The sequence below is a fragment of the Candidatus Zixiibacteriota bacterium genome (assembly GCA_019038695.1).
Lineage (GTDB): Bacteria > Zixibacteria > MSB-5A5 > GN15 > FEB-12 > B120-G9.
In genome coordinates this window covers 25,792-42,540 of sequence record JAHOYZ010000011.1, presented here as the reverse complement: position 1 = coordinate 42,540, position 16,749 = coordinate 25,792, and the positions used below count along the sequence as shown (strand labels likewise).

Annotated in this window: 15 protein-coding genes; 12 read left to right on the top strand and 3 right to left on the bottom strand. The window is 49.2% G+C overall.

Translation table 11 applies throughout. From position 1 onward, the window contains the following. Positions 1-2,411, bottom strand: a 2,411-nt coding sequence (locus KOO62_05295; GenBank protein MBU8933405.1) for a hypothetical protein, incomplete at its 3' end; no start/stop codon positions are given. A gap of 311 nt (positions 2,412-2,722) precedes the next feature. On the opposite strand from KOO62_05295, the gene KOO62_05290 reads away from it, so the two are divergent. From KOO62_05290 to KOO62_05280, 3 genes are all read left to right on the top strand, one after another. After that, a complete protein-coding gene (locus tag KOO62_05290; GenBank protein MBU8933404.1) occupies positions 2,723-3,268 on the top strand; it encodes a helix-turn-helix domain-containing protein in 546 nt (181 codons plus the stop codon). Between the two features lie 37 nt (positions 3,269-3,305). Continuing rightward, positions 3,306-3,788 carry a methylated-DNA--[protein]-cysteine S-methyltransferase gene (locus KOO62_05285; protein MBU8933403.1) on the top strand — a complete coding sequence of 161 codons (483 nt, stop codon included), beginning with the start codon at positions 3,306-3,308 and terminating at the stop codon, positions 3,786-3,788. Positions 3,789-3,885: 97 nt separating this feature from the next. Next, complete coding sequence (locus KOO62_05280; protein ID MBU8933402.1) at positions 3,886-4,167, top strand: PGPGW domain-containing protein; 282 nt, start codon at positions 3,886-3,888, stop codon at positions 4,165-4,167. Positions 4,168-4,180: 13 nt separating this feature from the next. On the opposite strand, the gene KOO62_05275 is transcribed toward KOO62_05280, so the two are convergent. Continuing rightward, the gene (locus KOO62_05275) at positions 4,181-4,813 is read right to left on the bottom strand and encodes a DNA-3-methyladenine glycosylase 2 family protein (GenBank protein ID MBU8933401.1); all 633 of its coding nucleotides are present in this window, start codon (positions 4,811-4,813) and stop codon (positions 4,181-4,183) included. 353 nt (positions 4,814-5,166) lie between these two features. Here KOO62_05275 and KOO62_05270 point away from each other — a divergent pair, with 353 nt between their 5' ends. The 7 genes from KOO62_05270 (at position 5,167) to KOO62_05240 (ending at position 12,319) form a co-directional block, all read left to right on the top strand. Beyond that, positions 5,167-5,562: a hypothetical protein gene (locus tag KOO62_05270; protein ID MBU8933400.1), complete on the top strand. Its 396-nt coding sequence runs from the start codon at positions 5,167-5,169 to the stop codon at positions 5,560-5,562. Positions 5,563-5,580: 18 nt separating this feature from the next. Next, positions 5,581-6,153 (top strand): hypothetical protein, encoded by a 573-nt coding sequence (locus KOO62_05265; GenBank protein MBU8933399.1) that lies wholly within the window; start codon positions 5,581-5,583, stop codon positions 6,151-6,153. A 15-nt stretch (positions 6,154-6,168) separates the two neighbouring features. Further along, positions 6,169-7,326, top strand: coding sequence for a hypothetical protein (locus KOO62_05260; protein MBU8933398.1), 1,158 nt, complete (start codon positions 6,169-6,171; stop codon positions 7,324-7,326). 94 nt (positions 7,327-7,420) lie between these two features. Beyond that, positions 7,421-8,593 carry a hypothetical protein gene (locus KOO62_05255; protein ID MBU8933397.1) on the top strand — a complete coding sequence of 391 codons (1,173 nt, stop codon included), beginning with the start codon at positions 7,421-7,423 and terminating at the stop codon, positions 8,591-8,593. Between the two features lie 234 nt (positions 8,594-8,827). Continuing rightward, on the top strand, positions 8,828-9,064 hold the full coding sequence (locus KOO62_05250) for a hypothetical protein (protein MBU8933396.1): 237 nt from the start codon (positions 8,828-8,830) through the stop codon (positions 9,062-9,064). Beyond that, complete coding sequence (locus KOO62_05245) at positions 9,048-10,433, top strand: SAM-dependent methyltransferase (GenBank protein MBU8933395.1); 1,386 nt, start codon at positions 9,048-9,050, stop codon at positions 10,431-10,433. Before KOO62_05250 ends, KOO62_05245 begins: the two co-directional genes overlap by 17 nt. Further along, positions 10,430-12,319, top strand: a complete 1,890-nt coding sequence (locus KOO62_05240; GenBank protein ID MBU8933394.1) for a hypothetical protein — start codon at positions 10,430-10,432, stop codon at positions 12,317-12,319. The genes KOO62_05245 and KOO62_05240 overlap by 4 nt, the downstream gene beginning before the upstream one ends. A gap of 57 nt (positions 12,320-12,376) precedes the next feature. On the opposite strand, the gene KOO62_05235 is transcribed toward KOO62_05240, so the two are convergent. Next, positions 12,377-13,624 carry an MFS transporter gene (locus KOO62_05235; protein ID MBU8933393.1) on the bottom strand — a complete coding sequence of 416 codons (1,248 nt, stop codon included), beginning with the start codon at positions 13,622-13,624 and terminating at the stop codon, positions 12,377-12,379. Positions 13,625-13,869: 245 nt separating this feature from the next. Between KOO62_05235 and KOO62_05230 the strand changes: the two genes are divergently transcribed. Together KOO62_05230 and KOO62_05225 are read left to right on the top strand one after the other, a co-directional pair. Then, a complete protein-coding gene (locus KOO62_05230) occupies positions 13,870-14,055 on the top strand; it encodes a 4Fe-4S binding protein (GenBank protein MBU8933392.1) in 186 nt (61 codons plus the stop codon). A 426-nt stretch (positions 14,056-14,481) separates the two neighbouring features. Further along, positions 14,482-16,689, top strand: a complete 2,208-nt coding sequence (locus KOO62_05225; GenBank protein MBU8933391.1) for an HYR domain-containing protein — start codon at positions 14,482-14,484, stop codon at positions 16,687-16,689. The last annotated feature ends 60 nt before the right edge of the window (positions 16,690-16,749 follow it).

Sequence of the window (16,749 nt, the reverse complement as noted above, 5' to 3'; positions counted from 1 at the left end):
CTATGCGGCTCCAGATTCGAAGAGAAATCGCATGTGTCATTGAGATATGCCCCCAGCATGGCATGACCACCGAAACGGTTGGTGTTGGGTTGACAGCCGCTACCATCTTCCATACCCTGGAAATATACTAGCCGGTCGTCGGAGCTAAAACCGGTGAAGTTCTTTGCCCCGTCATCAGAAGGGACATCCCAGTCAACGAACTCTCCGATGCTCAGACCCGAGTGAGAGAATCCATCGAAAGAATACACTTTCAGACGTCCGATAACAAACTGGCAGCTGTCATAATGTTTTGGTGCCCACCAGGTTTTTTCCAAGCCCAAGGTCAGGTCATCCGTAGCAAAAGTACCGGTCTCGTACACCTGGTAATCCGGTGTATCCGTAGTCAACACCGTCGGGTTACCCGCGACATCACGATATGTGTCTTCGCCAACGGCCGAGACGTTGAGAACAGTATCAATTCCGTCAATATAGCAAATCAGCGGCGAACCATCATAGATGTACACATTAGCTCCAGGGTCGCAATCGCCAAAAGCGGCATAGTCCAGGTTGGCACCGCCCTGGCCGCTATTACCGCCACTGCCGCAGTTACCGTGACGATCTACGATTAACTGCGTACAACCGGTGTTCACCGTATCCGGCCACGCCTCAGCTTCACAGGCGTCGCCGATGCCGTCGCTGTCGCTATCCAGTTGATTAGGATTGTAGACGGTCGGGCAGTTGTCAACCGGGCACGTATTGAATACAAAGTCGGGATCGCCGAAATCATCGCCGTCAGTGTCGGTGCAAACGTCACAGACGTTGCCGATGTCATCACCGTCGGCATCCTCCTGGTCGGGATTGAAGGTCGTGGGGCAGTTGTCGTCGGCATCCGGGATACCGTCGCTGTCTTCGTCCTCTATTAACGGTATCTCGACGTAGGCATATAGTTTGTCATCAACAATGGAGTCTACTCGAATTGTTATGCCCGATGAACCGTAATAGCCGTCGCTGGACGGAATAGATGAGGGGGAGAACTCGTTCTGCTCGAACGGTCCGCCGGTGACATCATCGGACCATGGTGCCGCTACGCGTGTTTCATAGGGGTACCACCATTGGGCGCTGTCAGTGAGGCCACCCTCCGGATTACTGCTCCAGCCCATGTTGTTGTTATATCCTGCATCCTCGACTTGTACGGCGTAATGTGGATAATCGGGCGTGCCGGTGTTGATACGCCACCACGTAGAGCCGACGCTGTCGTGAACATGCGAGATCAACAACCCACGATCCATTGCCTCACCGCCATGGGACAGTAGCGGCCAGAAATAACAGCTGAAATCGGAATTGACTTTGTCAAATATCCCTGCCGATTGCGGGTTGCGGTATTCGAGTAGGAAATACTCACCGTTGACCAGGTCAATCGGAACCATATATAATGAACTGTCCTTGTGTGTTTCTATATCGTAGATGACGAGGTCATGATTGGTTCCAGATAGTATTACCGGCTCGATCCACCCAATCTGCATTTTGTTCCAGCCACAAAGGTGCGCGGCAATATCGGTACCTAATGAGAATATTCCGTAGCCATAGTAGCCCATGAGGCACCAATCCATGAATGGATGATCGTTGTCATCATTGGGCGTGTAGTAGGTATTTGTGTCAAGTTTGGCGTCATAGTCGTACAAATCGGGTAGTCCGAGATTGTGAGTCGTTTCGTGACAGAAAACACGGATGCGGTTAAGGCTGTCTATGCCTGAAAACTGAGTTGGATTACTTAGATTGCGGAGTGGCCTTGTTTCGGGTGAGGTGTTCCAGGCCGAGACCAGTACACCGTCAAACGGCCCGGCTCCGTGGCCCGGACTATAATGAAGCGCATGTGACCAGATATCGTTTGGATCGCCGCTATCTTCCATGCCGTTGCCGGATCGAACAAACACGACGGCATCCACCACACCGTCACTGTTGCCGTCGAACTGGGAGAAATCGACAGTAGCATCTAAGCTGTAGAGAATGTCCTCAAAGTCAAAGCTTGTCGAATATAACCCGGCATCGAACCAATCAAGAAGCTGACCAATTACGGTCAATTGACCATAGGATACTTCGTCAAAGTAGTCGGCGATTGAACCTCCCTGATAGACCCCACGGGAGAAAAACATGCTGTCAAGCGTGGCATGAGACCATGTTCCAGGGCGGTCGATCCATTCAACCAGAATCGCCAGAATTTTTACCGTGTCAGCATCGTAGCGATAAGAAGCCAATGCCAATGAGTCTTCTTTGGACAGGGCTGAACCAAACTGCTGTCCATAGTGCTTTTGCTGCGCATGGTCGGGCATGTCGAACACGATGGCATGCGACGGATCAACGCTAAAAGATTGCGGGGTAGCAATCAGGATGGCCAACAGAGCTGTTACGATGGTTATGCCAAGGTTTCTCACTTCGATCTCCTCTTCAGTTATATCGGCGCGACCAGTGACTATGCCCTAATGTGTCGCCGGTTTATTTCTCACTTAATATGAGTCGGTCAACAAGACGGTTAGTACATGTAATATCTACCCCGACAAGATTCCTAAGTGTCGAGGTGATTCATGGCAATATAGTTATGTCTGGTCCGCTTTGCAAGATAACTTTGCGTGGCGGCCAGATCGGTGGGTACTTCTCTATATCACAAGTTTGCAGGGACAGCCATTCTTACAATGATGCTTGGAATTCGGTAGACAATTCCGGCCCCGTCGGTTAGACTCTAAACATGAACATGCCGAACTACGAAGAGATGGTCGAAGCTATGCGGGCCAGTGATGCCGATTATGACGGTCGATTCTTTGTGGGTGTTCATTCGACCGGGATATATTGTTTGCCGTCCTGCCCGGCCAGATTACCGCTTCTGAAGAACGTAGTTTTCTATGTCTGTCGGGAAGAGGCGGTTGCGGCCGGTTTGCGTGGTTGCAAACGATGTCACTCAGATCGTTACCCCGATACATTGCCCGAATGGTTGCATACGGTCTTAAAGCAGATGAGCCGGACTTGTGATATGAAACATAACGAGGGGAAATTGGCAGAGATTACCGGTGTGGAGATTTCGACTGTTCGACGGCACTTCAGGAAACATCTGGGTACAACTCCCTCGGCTTTCCACCGCAGACTTCGTCTGAATTATGCCCGATCTTTGATTGAGGAGGGAAACGGTTATCTTGAGGCTGCCTTTGCCACCGGATGGGAATCATCGAGTGGATTTCGGGATGCGTTTCGCCGAGAGTTTGGTTTTCCACCAGGGAGATTCTATGCCCGACCTTAAGATTGTTTTTACTGACATGAGTAGCCCTCTGGGAGATATGATTGCCGGGGCTTCTGATACAGGCGTTTGTTTCCTTGAATGGCATGATCGCGGGGGCGTGGAACGTATTCTCAAACGTGTCGAGAAGCGATACAAAACGACTCCAGTCTTAAGCAATGTTACTAACCCGCATCTGATTCAACTTGAAAAAGAACTGACAGAATACTTCGATGGTCGGCGACGTGTTTTCGACGTTTCCATTGACGTTCATGGCACTCCATTCCAGAAAATAATTTGGGATCAACTTATGGATATTCCCTACGGTGAAACCAGATCGTATGGCCAACTGGCCAAGTTGGTGGGCAAGCCGGGGGGGATGCGAGCGGTGGGACGCGCCAATGGGTCCAATTATCTATCGATCATAATACCCTGTCATCGGGTCATCGAATCATCCGGTGGGCTTGGAGGATATGGCGGCAAACTCTGGCGCAAGAAACGGCTGCTTGAGCTGGAAGGCAGCCTCGGCGAATCTTTCATCTGAGGATACGAAGCAATGAACATCGGGATTCTCGAGTATCATACGGTGAATATGTGTCGTTTGAGAAAGTAGTCCATATGTATATATGGAGAGCATTACAGTGAGCTTAGCATCGGATTCACCAGGGCCGACCAGCAAATCGATCCGTACCGGCGGAGCATTCAAATCAATACGGCGTATCGTCGTAAGCGTGATCGGAGTCACAGTAGTTATGATCGGTATGGCGTTGATACTTCTACCCGGACCGGGACTTATTGTCATTTTTGCCGGACTGGCTATTCTTGGTCTGGAGTTTGCGTGGGCACGAAATCTCTACTTGAAGGGGCGGCAGCAAGCAGCATCACTTTTGAATCGCACAAAGAAACGTTCCCCAAAATCCTGATCGCCGGATTGTATCACTCCTTAGCCAGATCGCTACCCAGAAATGCCCACAGGTACCAGCAGGCTACGGTTCGGAAAGGTTTCCAACGTTCGCCGAAGATATCAATATCTGTAGTTTCGTGGTCCACATCATAGATACGGCGAATCGCAGAGCGGATACCGAGGTCCCCCGGAGAGAAGATGTCGGGGCGCATCAGCACGAACATCAGATACATCTGCGCGCTCCAGGGGCCAAGTCCTTTGACCTGAGTGATTGCTTCAATAATAGCCTCATCATCCATCCGACCGAATCGACGTGTGCTGAGACGGCCATCCTCGATATGAGCGATAAGGTCACGAACCGCGGTCGTTTTCGCACCGGAAAGGCCAACGCTTCGTAGTTTCGTATCGGTGACCTTCTGAAGCTCTGGCAGGGTGATTTTCCCTGAGGGACAAAGACCGCGAACTCGTCCCGCAATTGTTTGAGCCGCTTTGCCGGAGAGCTGCTGGGCAATGATAATCCGTACCAACTCTTCGAACTGACTGCACCGTATCACCGAAAATGGCAATTCGATCTGTGCCATGATTCGGGCCATTTTCGGATCGGCCTTTTTGAAGTGTCGTCTTGCTTTCCGAACGAGATCATCTCTGTGTTGTTTAGTAGGCATGATTCAAACTCGTACACCTATTTGTATGTATGTTTTTCAAAGATAAGATGGCCAAATCTCTAGCACAATCACAATTAACCCTGAATTTAGTAGCCCCGTTTTTAGGCTGGATCCGGCCCTGCTTGAGAGGAATTATGTACAATTATATCTAAAATAGTGGTGGAAATCCTACTCAGGTTGGCGTACACACCACTTAGTTTCGCTATCTATAGCCATATATTTCTCGTTGCGAGACGCTATCACGTTGCAAGACCATAAGATAGGAAGGTGGTGTTGGTGGGCTATACTCTGGCAGATGATTTGCTTAAGAGACTAACAGAATTAGATAAGAAATCCTCAAAAGGGAACTGATTATGGGACAACTCAAGATTTGTAATAATACAGGCGTAGGTCTTCTTGAGGTCATGGTGGCTATGATAGTTGTTGCTATCGGTCTCATGGGTCTTGCTCCGTTGCTTGTGACTTCAGTCGAAGGAAATGTCATTGCGCGTGACACTTCCACAGCAGTTAATCTCATCAAGCAGCAAATAGAGTTCTACACGGCACAGGATTCGATACCTGGGATTCCCGTGGAATTTGTGGTTAAAGGACTCAGGAATCGATTCAATCGATCTACTCGTATCTGGGATAACACCACCGATTCTACGCTCCCCGATGGGGTCTATTGCATAGATGTAGACGTAACGTGGACGGATTTTCAGAACATACCGCACTCTCGTAACTATACGACGCTGATTCTAAAGGACTAGTGAGATCGGAAGGATGCCATGAGGATATTAAGCGAAACGACTGGACATACGATTATTGAACTGTTAGCAGCTCTGTTTATAACGGGCATCATGACAGCAGCCGGATACAACTTCTATATCAAGATGCACAATCAATCGATTGCTCAGAGCGATATTTCCGATCTACAGCAGAACTCGCGGAACACGATTCAGGAGATCACCAAGACTTTGCGCTCGGCCGGATACAAAGTTGGCACTCACGTACCCTACCGGATCGGCAATGATAGCTTGTTGATATTTTTCAGTGATACAAATCCGGTGGATAGCGTCTTGTACTATCTGGAAGATTACAACGGTGATGAAGCCTTCGAGGTGGCTCAATTACCGGTGGGTCTGCGACCCAAGAAGCTAATGAAAAGAGTCAACAGCAATCCTCCGGAAATGTATTCAGGACTGGTCCAGAGTATTTCATATGTGGCATCAAGTGCCTCTTTGATCCAGGTAACCCTCGTCGTACAAACGGGTCGGCCTGATGAAGATTTCAACTCCAACGATGGTGTCAGAACACTAACCAGTGTCGAGTCGGTTACTTTACGCAACGTTACGCTGTGATCAGGAGTACGAATCATGAATTTAAAGATAATGAACCAGAAGGGCAGTGCTCTGCTCATTGCCCTGATGCTTTTATCCATGCTTACTTTGCTGGGTGTGACGGCAATAGAAAAGACGAACACCGACATCGATCTTGCGGGCAACCATGTGCAGGCAGAACAGGCTTTCTATATTGCCGAAACAGGAGTCAAATGTGCGTATGTTGAGTTGCTCGCCGACGCTACCTGGAGAACTGGTTTCCCAGGAGTCAGTTTCGGCGATGGTCAGTACATTGTTACTCTGACCGATTCGACCGTAGATCCAACTTTGGTGGATACGGTTATTTTGCTTTCGCAAGGTATGACATCTGAAGCTTCGGCGATGGTGCAGTTGGTAGTAGCTCCCGGCGAGGTTCATCCTTTTGGATGGGCAATGTTTGCCGATGACGAGGTGGATGTTCGCAACAGTTTTGTTACCGATTCGTATAACTCCGATTCTGGTAGCTACTGGGCGACGCGGCTTAACACGGACTCCAATGTTGGTTCCAACGGTAACATCATTGTCAAGAACGGTGCCGTCATTGGGGGGGACGTGGCAACTTCCCTGGTTGGTGGAGCGGATGTCAACCCGGGTGCCACTGTTACCGGGACAATATCCGATACTGCCCCCGATCAGGAACTGCCCGAAATCCCAGCCTCGGAGTTCACCTGGGCTGAGACCAACAGCAATGCTCCGGCGGGAATTAGCGGCAGTTATAGTTACAATCCAGCCACTAACGCTCTTATTAGCTCTGGCAACCTGGTGCTTGATGGAGGGGTTTACTACTTCTCAAGTATCATCCTCAAGAACTCCGCTTCGATATCCATTCCCAGTGGTGCAGAGGTCACTATCTATATTACTGGTGATATTGAGATGAAGAATTCTTCATCTATGAATTCAGGCGGTGATCCATCTGACCTCGTTATATATTCTCAGGGGGATTTCGTTCTTAAGAACAGTGGTGATATTGCGGCAGCCTTCTATTCTCCCGACGGTGATGCCGACTTGCGGAACTCGGGAGAATTCTATGGATCCATCGCGGCAAATACTATTGTAGCTCACAATAGCGCCAATTTCCATTACGATCGCAACCTTGGGAAGAAAACTCTTTCCGGGTCGGGAGGTATGGAAGTGGTTGGATTCAAAGAGCTTTAGCAATTTATGAGAAGGCTTCAGAAGTCCAAATCATGGAACCTTAGTTGGATGAGGTAGATCGATACCGAGATATTATGAAAGGCGGAGAAGAAGTATGATATCAATATTATTCAACCAGAAAGGCAGTGCTCTGCTCATTGCCCTGATGCTTCTGGGTATGCTCAGTCTGCTGGGACTGGCGGCAATAGACAAGACGAACACCGACATTGATCTTGCGGGCAATGACGCCACCGCTAAAGGTGCTTTCTACGTAGCCGAAGCTGGCGTGAAAATGGCTCTCGTCACGCTAAATACAGACGATACCTGGCGAGCTGGATTCACCAATGTCAAATATGGCGGTGGATTCTATACGGTAACGCTAGTTGATTCGACTGGTGACAGCACGTTATTTGATACGGTCCTGATTACGTCTACCGCGGTAGTTGATGGTGGTGCAGCAGCCGTCGAGTACGAGACGATACCGGTTTACAAAACCCCCTTTAGCTTTGGGCTATTCGCTGATGCCGGGATATTCTTCGATCGAAACACTTGTACCGACTCCTACAACTCTGACTCAGGGACCTATGCGACCACTGTCCTGGATTCTATGGGGGATATTGGTTCGAACGGTACAATCGGTTCATCGAAAGATGTCAACTTTGGTGGGAGTATCAATGTTGCTACCGCGGGCGGTATTACTTTGGGAAGCGGCAATGTCGTTAATGGTGACACGAGTTCAACGGTTGATTCGGTGGACCTCGATCTAATTCCGAGTTCCGAATACGATTGGGCTCGTACAAACAGCATCGCGACTATCGGAATAACAGGTAGTGGATTTACCTACAATAACGGAACCAAGGATCTTACCGCCGGTTCCTACTCCAATATCGTGCTATCGTCGGGCGTATATTACTTCAATGATATTTCCCTGGGGCAAGGCTCGAACCTGTCATTAGCTCCAGGTGCAAATGTGACCATATACGTCAACGGTGATATTCACCTGGATCAAGCGTCGACTATGAATGATGGAGGAGCGCCATCTGATCTCATGATATTCTCACGAGGTTCAGCTCTCACGTTTAATCAGGACAACATTTTCTACGGCGCTTTCTATGGTCCCAATGCCCATATTCAATACGACCAGACGACCCAGGCTTTCGGGTCACTGGTGGGTAACACGATCAAGCTCGATAAAGGCGCATGTTTTCACTTCGACCGAATGCTTGGCAGCTTCACCAAAGGGACTACGGGAGAAATGATTGCCGTAGCATGGATTGAGACTCTGTAGACTTTATTCAGTTGGTCAATTCCACTCGAAACTAAAGGACTCTCTTCACGGTGAAGAGAGTCCTTTTTTTCTTACACCTTCACGCCAGAGTCATAAAAACCTTGTTCTCGGTATTGACGGCTTCTATGTTGTTCCGCAGGGATTGTACAAAGTGATTGTTTATCGGAAAACGGTCGTTTCGGGAACGGCTGATGTATTCTCGGTCGCGTCTGCTTCATCTGTGGAGGGATTCTAATGCGTAACGTCGGTTTGTTAATATCCCGCCTGATTGGCGGGTTTACCATTATGCTATTACTAACAGATGATGCTCACGCCTACGTTGATCCGTCGACAGGTAGCTACCTGATCCAGATTTTACTGGCGGGTTTACTGGGCGCACTTTTCACACTGAAGATATACTGGAAACGAGTTAGTTTGTTTATTGCCACTTTATTCTCCCGATCCAAACGAGACGATGACACCACTTCGTGACGAGCGTGTAGCCGGATCTTTTCGCGACCCTTCAGGTTTTGTGTTCTTTAGGGAGGGGCAACTCTATCGGCAGGTCAATTCTGAGTATCGTGAGAACTTCGAATTATTGACCAGTTCCGGATTGCATGAATCGCTTGTCGGCAAGGGATTGGTTGTGTCATTCGAGGAGGTTGATATACCTCCTCATGATCCTGAGACGGCTGATCGTATTCTGAAACCAGAGGAAGTACCCTTCGTTTCGTACCCATACGAATGGTGTTTTGGCCAGCTTAAAGACTCTGCCCTGACAACTCTTGCTATCCAGAAGCTCGCCCTTGAACACGGTATGTCGCTTAAGGATGCGAGTGCGTATAACATTCAATTTCTCAAAGGGAAACCGGTACTGATCGATAATCTTTCCTTCGACCGTTATGAAGAAGGAACACCCTGGGTTGCTTATAATCAGTTCTGTCGTCATTTCCTTGCTCCGTTAGCCCTGATGGCTTACTGTGATATCAGGCTGGGACAGTTGCTGCGGGTTAATATCGACGGCATACCCCTTGACCTGACCAGCAAGTTGCTGCCACGCAGGACATGGATGACTTTCTCCCTGCTAACTAACATCCACCTGCACGCCGCGAGCCAGCGACGAGCTGCCGACAAGGGTACTACAACCGGTGGGAAAGGGGTAATGAGCAAACGCGGTCTACTAGGGCTGATCGATTCACTGGAAACCAGAATTAGAAAATTGAAATGGTCACCCGGTAACACGGTCTGGGGGGATTATTATTCCGACACGAACTATAGTCGGGAGGCGCTTGATCACAAAAGGCAACTCGTTTCGGAGTCCCTGAATGTCATGACACCGATATCAGTCTGGGACATGGGTGCCAACACTGGTCTGTTCAGTCGCCTGGCCTCCGAGCGCGGCGCCTACACAGTAGCATTTGATATGGATTCCTCTGCTGTCGAAGCCAATTATCTCGAATGCAGAAAAAAGGGCGATGACCTTCTTCTTCCGTTGATGCTGGACTTGAGCAACCCCAGCCCTGATCTCGGATGGGCGCATCGGGAAAGGATGTCATTGCGCCAACGCGGTCCGGCCGACCTGGTTATGGCGTTGGCTTTGGTACACCATCTGGCTATCGGGAACAATGTTCCTCTGAGTGATATCAGCCGTTTTTTCGGTGAAATTGGCCGTGCGTTGATAATCGAGTTTGTTCCCAAAGAAGACTCCCAAATTCAACGCATGCTGGCTAACCGCGAAGATGTGTTTCCGGACTATGATCGCGCCCATTTCGAAAAAGCTTTCTCCGACCATTTCCATATCAAGCAAACAAGCCCCATCCGTGACAGCAAACGAACCCTTTATCTAATGACCAGACTGTGATCAGTTTTATTAAAAAATACGGCGCTATCCACCCCGTTCTCTTCGGGGTGTTTCCGGTTTTGTTCCTTTTTGCCCAGAACGCAAACGAACTAGTCCTGGACGAAGTGCTGGATGTTCTCTGGGGTGTGGCTGCGATCTCTCTGGGTGTCACAGTTCTCTTTACGCTCGTCTTACGAAATCTTCGGAAGGGAGCTTTGTTCGCGACTCTCAGTCTTATGCTGTTTTTCTCCTTTGGTCATGTTAAAAACGTATTACCAGAGATCAGCATCACGATCGGAGATTCGGAGATTACATCCGGGATCATGCTGCTGGTTTTCTGGATTTTACTGCTGATAATCGGAGGTTGGTCTATTGTTCGCCAACGGCGTGAATTGGATGGAATCACAAGTGCTCTCAATGTGATCGCCACTGTCCTGGTGTTGATTCAAATATGGGGTGTTGGCAGTGTGCTGGCGGATCGCCCTGGACCTCTCGTCATTCTGGAAACAGACGGAACTGAGTGTGACCCGCCCGACCAACTGCCCGACATTTATTACATAGTATGTGATGCCTATACCCGGAGCGATGTTCTGAAGGAAGTATTCGATCACGACAATTCGGAGTTTCTGAATGGTCTTGAAGATATGGGGTTCTATGTCGTTGATCGGGCACGTTCCAACTATCCAGAGACTGTATTATCCCTAGTGTCGTCCCTTAACCTAAATTATGCCGACAGTCTTGATGGGCTGGAGCCATCTTCTGGTGACCGAACATTGATGTCGGATCGAATCAGGCAAAATACGCTGACAAGCACGCTTAGGAACGCTGGCTATGATATCGTCGCTTTTGAGACAGGTCATTACCCAACTGAGATGACAGAGGCAGACGTCTATATTTCCGGGGAGCGTCTTGTCGATGAGTTTGAGCAACTTCTGTTATCTACAACTCCTGTACTTCTCATGGTGCCAGCCAGAAAAACTGCTTATGCAGAGCATCGTGATCGTGTCCTTGCCGTTTTGGATAAGTTTCCACTAGTCTGTCAGACAAGCTCACCGAAATTCGTATTTGCCCATATTCTATGCCCACATCCGCCATTTGTGTTCGATGCTCAGGGTAATCACCTGGATCCCGAATGGCCCTTCACACTCAACGATCCGGTGTTCCACGAGAAACTAGGTGGAACCAAAGAAATGTATCGGGCGAGTTATGCCGACCAGTTGGCTTACTTGAACTCACGATTAACCACCCTGGCACAGACCATTATTGAACGATCATCTGATATTGCACCCGTCATTATATTTCAAGGTGATCATGGAACAAGGTCCCGCGCCAGTGGGAATGGATGGAACAAAAACTGCTTTAGGGAGAAGTACTCGATTCTGAATGCTTTGTATATGCCAGGGATTGATTCCAGTCTTCTGCATGATCGTCTCACACCCGTAAATACGTTTCGCCTTATCTTAAACGAATACCTGGGGTGTTCGTACGACATGCTCCCCAATCAAAGTTTCTACTCAAAGTGGAAAAGTCCATACTTGCTTACGACAATAACTCGCGAAGCGCTGACCTGGGGTACTCCCGACGAAGTGAAGTACGATGATTTCGATAACTTGCCAGAGCATGTTGTCAAACGAGACGGAATGCTTGTTACTTTTTCTAGTGTGCGACATAATCGGCAGATAGAACTTGGTGCTGATCGAGGGAGGCGGTACGACTTGTACTTCTGTCGGGATCAGGACGTAGTTGCAACTGTATCTCTTGAATCGGATGGGAAAGAAACGCCCGGTCGAAAGACAGATACTTTGACTATTCCTGAAGAGGCCATCCTTGACGGTTTTGACAATATTCTGTTGGTACCGATTCGTGATTCTGAAGGCCATTGCATCGGGTCGTTGCGTCTGATGTAGTCGCAGTGCGACGACCTCTCTTCCGAAAGTGCAATCGATCGCTCCATTGCAACGATTTCAATGGCCCCCGTCCAATTGCCCAGGTACCTTAAGAGCAAAGAGCATATCAATAAACACAATCGCAGCACCTGCCAGGAACGTTGTCTGAAAACCAAATGTTGCCCAGGCTATGCCACCCAGGATAGGGATTACGATAGCTGTGATATGATTGGCAGTCATGCCAAATGCCAGGCAACTCGTCAGGTCCTGCGGCGTTGATATTTTTCTCAGATACGACTTAAGCGCGATCGACGAAGCAAAAAGGATGTTGTCGGCAATATAGAAACCGATCAACACGGGCAAGTAACTCACGAAGGCATAACCACAGAAGATAAAGACGAGGATTAACGAACATCCGGCTAGTACAGCCTTCTCACCCAGTGAGTCACTGGCGCGACCGAGCCAACGGTTTGTGAAAATTGTAATGGCGCTATTAGCCAGCATTAGAATGGAAATCTCGGTGATGCCGAGATGATGAACCTTAACCAGAAGGAATATCGCAAAAGTTGTAAAAATGTGTCTCCGACACCCGCGCAGAAATGATAGTGTATAGTACAGCCAGTATTTCTTCTGGATTCGAATCTTGCGGTGTTCGGTCGCGGTACGGTTGGCAGGCAGAGCCGCCACAAGATATAGTCCGATAACGCTCACCAGGCCACCGATCAAAAAGAACGTTGTGCGAAAACTGAGATACAATGTCAGCGTCAATACCAGTCCGGCCCCGATCAACCCGGCCAGTGATTCCCAGGACTGAAGTTTCCCCTGAGAACGGCCGAGTTCGCTCGATTTGGAAAGCATCAGCAGTTGTGAAGAGTTGGTTGGCTCAAAGTAATGGAAACCGAACGACATCACGACTGTAGCCAACCCCAGCATCAACAGGTCCGGTGATAGTCCACACAGTAGTAGGCCGACACCTATAGTGATTATCGAAAGAGCCGCGATCTTGGATTCGGTTATGTATAATGCGAGTGCTCCGACGCCGAAGGCCAGTAGTCCGGGGATTTCTCGGGCGGCCTGGATGAGACCGACATCGGTGGGGGAGGCATCGAAGACTTCGACGGCGAAGTTGTTGAACATCACCCGCCAGGCATAGAATCCTATCCATACTACGACGGCCGAGAATGTGACGGTCGCCATTGAAACTTTCTTGATCCGGAATGCCATAAGCGGACAAGATAACGAATGCAGGGAGAATGAGTAGGAGAAAAAGTTCAGGTTTACCGGAGGACCACCACCCGTGTGTGAATAAGAACGATATATAATCATCAGATATTGAGAAAGGCCACTTCCCATATAGGGGAGTGGCTGTTTTTTTTGCTAAAGGAGAGAGCACGGTGGAGGTTACTTGGACAAAAGAACACTCAATGGTAATATTTTCCAGCACTGGTCGAGAAAATACCGAAAAGTTCGGTAAATATGTCTTGTATACAAAGTGGGAACCTTTGTATATTGGCCGGGTTCTGAACTGTAAGAACGTTGAGTCGTAACATAGTTTCTGGAGGTTGCTGATTATGGCAATGAAGATCACTGACGAATGCACCGCCTGCGGACTCTGTCTGGAGGAATGCCCGACCGAATCGATTACAGAAGACGATATCTACATCATCGATCCCGAAACCTGCAACGAGTGCGAGGATGAAGACGAACAGCAGTGTGTCGAGGTTTGCCCAATAGATGATTGTATCATCAAAGCCTGATCGATTTTCTTAAGATGTGATTATTTAAGGCCACCCAATCGGGTGGTCTTTTTTTATCCCCACAAGTAGATTTTGGGCATAAAAAAGAGGGCGCTACTCTGGTAGGGTAGAGGGGGCTAGGAAACTACCCAGGGACAGCAGAGAGTCACCCTCGTTGGTTTTAGTATCGTCATTATGCTCTCAATTGTCAAGGACCTTCTTGGAATCATTTGAAAAGTTTGGCTATTCGAAAGGATACACCTTTGTCTATTATTCACCTTCAGGGATATTACCATTCGCTGCCGTAATTTAGCAAAACCCCTTGCAGCCCGTGAAAACGTCAGTTATTATTGGTACTGAGACCAGCTACAGAAGTGCTACCACGCACTGATACAGTATATTTGGCGATGTCCGATACTCTTAGAAGACCTCTTAAGGATGCCGAATATGAGACGACTTCTTTTATGCCTGATACTGACCTTTTCCCTTTTTGAATCAAAAGGAATGGGTGCTGATATGGCCATCAGGATGGAACGGATTCCCACCGGAGCACTCGGTCAGGTGGTCAACATCGGTATGATACTCGAAAACTCAATCTCGGCGGAGTTGGGTGGCTTTGACATCCTGCTGAAATTGGACTTGTCTCTGGCGCTTCAGTCAGCAACGGCCGGGCAGGTTCTAACTGATTGTGGTTGGGAGTACCTTTCCTGGAAGGGCTTTGAATCCTGCTGCATACGTTTGATGGGGATAGCCGACATGAGCAACGGTCCCTATCATCCTGCCTGTTGGGCGACTGCATCTGGCCGGATAATTGAACTACAATGTCAGGTCGGAGCAGATTCTGCTTTGACCGGGCAATATGCGGGAATTCGCTTCATCTGGTATGACTGTGGCGACAATAGTCTCTCATCTCGATATGGTGATGTGCTATACGCGTCGGCGGATGTCTATGACTTTGATGGTCTGACGGAGACACTTATAACTGACGACTCTGAGTTTCCTACCTATTATGGGATTCCAAGTTCGTGTGTGAACGACGAGGGAGTAGTATATGCGATCGATTTCTACAACGGCGGTATTTTGCTGGTTCAGCCCGATACTATTCCACCGCAAGCCTTCTGCCCGAGCGATATTACCGTCGGCAATATTCCCGGCCAGTGTGGTGCCGTTGTGGAATTCACCGCAACGGTTGAAGACGACAATCCCGATGCATCAGTTAACTGTCAGCCCGCTTCGGGAGCCTCCTTTGCTATCGGGACTACTGCCGTTGTATGTGTGGCCGTCGATGGTGCCGGCAATGTCGATACCTGTGGTTTCAATATTACGGTCGTAGATACTACTACGCCGACCATATCCTGCCCCGCTGACACAACCCTGAATTCCGAACCGGGCTTGTGCGGGACGACCCTTGATTTTTCCGTAAGTGCCGATGATAATTGCCAGGAAGTGAGCGTTGAGGTTTTGCCGCCGTCGGGTAGTTTCATTGATGTTGGGGTCACTGAAGTCGTTTGTGTGGCTGTCGACGCAGCCGGTAACGTCGATACTGTCATGTTTTATGTCACCGTTCTTGATCAGGAGCCACCCATTCTGAATGTGCCAGACAGCCTGGTAGTCGGCACCGACCCTGGCGAGTGTTACGCGACGGTTGACTTTGAGCCGGATGCGACCGACAACTGTTCCCCGGTTGATATAATTTCAATGCCTTTGTCGGGAACTATCTTTCAAATGGGGGCAACGACAGTAGAGGTTGTCGCTTTAGACGGTTCTGGCCATGCTGATACCGGCTGGTTTGATATTATTGTCAATGATAATGAACCTCCCGATTTGTTTTGTCCGGAGGATATCATAGTCTACAACGATTCAGGCTACTACGGAGCGGTGGTAGACTTTCCGCTTATGGCCGAAGAGAACTGCTCGATCGTGCAGATCGCATACAGTCGACCGCCTGGAGTGTTTTTCGCGCTGGGCAACACGCCCGTAGAACTGATCGCAACCGATCAGACCGAAAACGCCGATACTTGCCTGTTTGAAGTGACGGTTCTACTAAATGATCCTGACGGCGATGGTTTACCCAACTGGGATGACAACTGTCCGGCCCTTGCCAACCCGGATCAGGTCGACACTGATGGCGATGGCGAAGGGGACTTGTGTGACCAGTGTACCGACAGCGACAACGACGGAGCCGGTGATCCCGGCTTTGCAGACAACATCTGTTCGGACGACAATTGTCCTGACATTCCCAATCCGCTCCAAAATGATACCGACATAGACGGGGTCGGAGATGTCTGCGACGAGTGTACCGATACTGATGGTGACGGCTTCGGGAATCCTGGCTATGCCGCGAACAATTGTCCGGTGGACAACTGTCCCGATAAATCCAATCCTGATCAGTACGACTCCAACTCCGATGGCGTGGGGGACGAGTGCTGCTGCTACGGCAGGCACGGCAATGTTGATGGTGACCCCGACGATCTGGTTAATATCTCCGACTTGACCCGTCTCGTGAGCTATCTCTTTGTCGGGGAGAGTATTCTATCGTGTCCGGCCGAAGCAAACATTACCGGGGATCCAGACGGGGACATCAACATCATAGACCTGACCACGTTGGTGGCCTATCTGTTCACTGGCGGTACGGCTCCGCCTGTCTGTCCGTAATTGTCAACAGATCCCACACGGTTTGACTTGGCAATGTTCCACTGATACTATAGCTTAAGA

What these genes read in the sequence shown, in the direction of transcription:
- KOO62_05290 (MBU8933404.1), top strand. Translation starts at nt 2,723, where the DNA reads ATGAACATGCCGAACTACGAAGAGATGGTCGAAGCTATGCGGGCCAGT.
- KOO62_05285 (MBU8933403.1), top strand. Translation starts at nt 3,306, where the DNA reads ATGATTGCCGGGGCTTCTGATACAGGCGTTTGTTTCCTTGAATGGCAT.
- KOO62_05275 (MBU8933401.1), bottom strand. Translation starts at nt 4,813, where the DNA reads ATGCCTACTAAACAACACAGAGATGATCTCGTTCGGAAAGCAAGACGA.
- KOO62_05270 (MBU8933400.1), top strand. Translation starts at nt 5,167, where the DNA reads ATGGGACAACTCAAGATTTGTAATAATACAGGCGTAGGTCTTCTTGAG.
- KOO62_05265 (MBU8933399.1), top strand. Translation starts at nt 5,581, where the DNA reads ATGAGGATATTAAGCGAAACGACTGGACATACGATTATTGAACTGTTA.
- KOO62_05260 (MBU8933398.1), top strand. Translation starts at nt 6,169, where the DNA reads ATGAATTTAAAGATAATGAACCAGAAGGGCAGTGCTCTGCTCATTGCC.
- KOO62_05255 (MBU8933397.1), top strand. Translation starts at nt 7,421, where the DNA reads ATGATATCAATATTATTCAACCAGAAAGGCAGTGCTCTGCTCATTGCC.
- KOO62_05250 (MBU8933396.1), top strand. Translation starts at nt 8,828, where the DNA reads ATGCGTAACGTCGGTTTGTTAATATCCCGCCTGATTGGCGGGTTTACC.
- KOO62_05245 (MBU8933395.1), top strand. Translation starts at nt 9,048, where the DNA reads ATGACACCACTTCGTGACGAGCGTGTAGCCGGATCTTTTCGCGACCCT.
- KOO62_05235 (MBU8933393.1), bottom strand. Translation starts at nt 13,624, where the DNA reads ATGATTATATATCGTTCTTATTCACACACGGGTGGTGGTCCTCCGGTA.
- KOO62_05230 (MBU8933392.1), top strand. Translation starts at nt 13,870, where the DNA reads ATGGCAATGAAGATCACTGACGAATGCACCGCCTGCGGACTCTGTCTG.
- KOO62_05225 (MBU8933391.1), top strand. Translation starts at nt 14,482, where the DNA reads ATGAGACGACTTCTTTTATGCCTGATACTGACCTTTTCCCTTTTTGAA.